3 protein-coding genes are annotated in these 2,097 nt (G+C 48.9%); 2 read left to right on the top strand and 1 reads right to left on the bottom strand.

All coding sequences use genetic code 11. The features are described from left to right. Positions 1 to 110 precede the first annotated feature (110 nt). Entirely contained in the window at positions 111 to 593 is a 483-nt protein-coding gene (locus tag BKD70_RS22105; RefSeq protein ID WP_069551149.1) for a hypothetical protein, read from the top strand. Between the two features lie 87 nt (positions 594 to 680). Here BKD70_RS22105 and BKD70_RS22100 read toward each other — a convergent pair whose 3' ends face one another. After that, positions 681 to 1,694 (bottom strand): IS30 family transposase, encoded by a 1,014-nt coding sequence (locus BKD70_RS22100; RefSeq protein ID WP_033900015.1) that lies wholly within the window; start codon positions 1,692 to 1,694, stop codon positions 681 to 683. Between the two features lie 40 nt (positions 1,695 to 1,734). Between BKD70_RS22100 and BKD70_RS22095 the strand changes: the two genes are divergently transcribed. Further along, the coding region (locus BKD70_RS22095) for a hypothetical protein (protein WP_175441021.1) at positions 1,735 to 2,097 on the top strand (363 nt) is incomplete at its 3' end.

Here is a 2,097-nt window from a genome sequence, read left to right as displayed (position 1 = left end):
ATAGCGATTCTTCTATTAGTCCTTTATATGAGGCTCAAATAATCGCAGGCACCCCAACCATTCAAAAAAAGAATATTAATCCAGATTCGATCATTTAAAAGGCGGGCCTGATGAAAGCGATGACCAGCTCTATGATTCTGAGCAGCTTATTGTTCGCTACCGTAGCAGAAGCTGAAACGACGCAAGCTGATATCAATCTAGATTTCGGCAGGTTTGCGGGTTTTTGGGTGTACGAAGGCTGTGAAAAAAAAGATATCAGCGGCAAATGCTGGTTCATTATTGAAAAGAAAAAAGAGCTTTATGGCAATAAGGAATATTTTTCCTTTGCAATGCAAAAAGCCATTCCTGCAAAGGCTGAAGTGTTGGAAAAAATGTGCGGCGATTTTAAATATACGACAGGCTTTACTGTTACCAATCTACCAGACAAGGCCATTTGCATTAAAGTCATTGGAGCGGGCAATCAAGCGGAGCTGTATTACCCTGTTGGATACACCGGGCACGGTACTTACAAAATCAGCAAATCATCCAAGGAAGAATTCATGAAAAGAAGCGATGAAAAACTCAAAAATATGCGAAAAAATACAAACTGGTAAGTTCTGAAAAATACGTCAACAAGCTAGAGGCAGAAACCATGAATAAAATGATTATGTGGGCGGTTGCAGGAGCTGAGTGCAACACGGTTATTGAATTGAAGCAGGAGCCTCATGTTGCAAGCCCATCAGCTGAGTGAATACCTCGATCGGACACAGCCAGTTAAATCGCTTGCGTGGTCGGATGTTCAGCAAATACGCAAACTTGTCCAACTCCTCTTGGGTGTACCTGGACAGGTCAGTTCCCTTGGGCAAAAACTGGCGGACAAGGCCGTTGGTGTTCTCGTTGGTTCCACGTTGCCATGGGCTGTGTGGGTCAGCAAAGTAAACAGCAATACCCGTCTTCTGAGTGAGTTCGGCGTGCCTGGCCATTTCCTTGCCCTGGTCATACGTCATGCTTTTACGAGCGGCCAGCGGCATGCCATTGAGCGCCGCGCTGAACCCTTCGACTGCCGATGTCGCCGTAGCGTCATTCATTTTCACCAGCATCAAATAGCCGCTGGAGCGCTCAACGAGTGTCCCGACCGCCGAGGCGTTGTTCTTCCCCTTGATCAAGTCGCCCTCCCAGTGCCCTGGCATCAAACGGTCTTCAACCTCCGGCGGGCGCAGGTGAATACTGACCATATCCGGAATCTGGCCGCGACGATCAACGCCCCCAGCGCGCGGTCTACGTGTGCTCTTGCCTTGTCGCAGACACTGCACCAGCTCCTTGCGCAACTCCCCGACGGGCATCGCATAGATCGCTTTGTAGATGGTTTCCCGGCAAACGTAGGCTTCTTCGAAATTGATTTTCATGACACGCAGCTTGCCCGCGATTTGCTCTGGGGAAAAGCGTTCTCGAAGCAAATGAAGCACCAGCTCGAAGCGTTCATTGCCCAGAACCAATTTTCTGGCAGGGCGGCAAACTTTACGGCGCTCGCGAGTGTGAGCCTGTGCAACGTGGGCAACGTATCTCCCATTGAGGGATCGATTGCGACGCAACTCGCGGCTGATCGTAGAGGGGCTTCGGCCAAGCATTCGAGCTATCTCGCGCTGACTAAGACCTTGATATTGCCCGACCTGGATCGTGGCGCGTTCTTCGACGCTGAGTTCTGTATAGGACATGGCGGCACCTTACCGGAGGGTGAGGTGTTGCACTCAGTTTTTGCGGCCGCCGTGGGTAGCAATTAGTTTTTCAATTTTTTCTGCTGGCGCAAGGGCAGAAGTTACACAAGCCGACGTCAACCTCGACTTTGGTCGATTTGCAGGTTTTTGGGTGTACGATGGCTGCGAAAAGGAAAACATAAACAAGAAATGCTGGTTCATTATTGAGAAGAAAAAGGAGCTTTATGGCGATAAAGAGTATTTCACTTATGCAATGCAAAGGGCAATTCCAGCGAGGTCTGAAGTGCTGGAAAAAGTTTGCGATAATTTTAAATATACAACGGGCTTTACTGTAACTAACCTGCCAGACAAAGCTATTTGCGTCAAGGTCATTGGGGCGGGCGATAACGCTGAGCTTTACTAC

The organism is Pseudomonas sp. BS-2016 (assembly GCF_001806145.1).
Taxonomy (GTDB): Bacteria; Pseudomonadota; Gammaproteobacteria; order Pseudomonadales; family Pseudomonadaceae; genus Aquipseudomonas; species Aquipseudomonas lundensis.
Note: the sequence above shows the minus strand (reverse complement) of the source record. Positions and strands in the feature narration are given on the sequence as shown.

What these genes read in the sequence shown, in the direction of transcription:
- BKD70_RS22105 (WP_069551149.1), top strand. Translation starts at nt 111, where the DNA reads ATGAAAGCGATGACCAGCTCTATGATTCTGAGCAGCTTATTGTTCGCT.
- BKD70_RS22100 (WP_033900015.1), bottom strand. Translation starts at nt 1,694, where the DNA reads ATGTCCTATACAGAACTCAGCGTCGAAGAACGCGCCACGATCCAGGTC.